Source organism: Achromobacter sp. SIMBA_011, from assembly GCF_046535435.1.
GTDB lineage: Bacteria > Pseudomonadota > Gammaproteobacteria > Burkholderiales > Burkholderiaceae_B > Achromobacter > Achromobacter dolens.
Genome location: NZ_JAWRWN010000240.1, coordinates 1 through 302 on the forward strand (window position 1 = coordinate 1; position 302 = coordinate 302).

The following is a 302-nucleotide window of genomic DNA, read 5'->3' on the forward strand; positions in this document are numbered from 1 at the left end:
GTCGATCCGGCGGCCCTCGCGCAATACGGCATTAGCCTGTCAGGTTGCGCATCGTACTTCGCGGTGAATTGCGCGGGAGGGGGACAGATGATCGCCGGTCTCCGGTCCGACAACATCACACCGGCCGAAACGGCCGCGTTGATCAAACAGCCGGGCGGCATGTACATTGAGCCGCCTCACGGCGGCCAGTGGAACAGCGGGTACTTCTACACGACCTATACTGGAACGGCTGTGGCGAACACGGTCACGGCATTGAGCCCGACTGCGCAAATCGTGTCGGGCGGCAGTCTCAATGCAACATC

General features: G+C 61.9%; 1 protein-coding gene. It reads left to right on the forward strand.

Annotation, left to right across the window (positions count from 1 at the left end; genetic code table 11):
* A partial coding sequence (locus tag SB816_RS30755; RefSeq protein ID WP_410548087.1) for a hypothetical protein occupies window positions 1-302 on the forward strand: 302 nt, incomplete at both ends.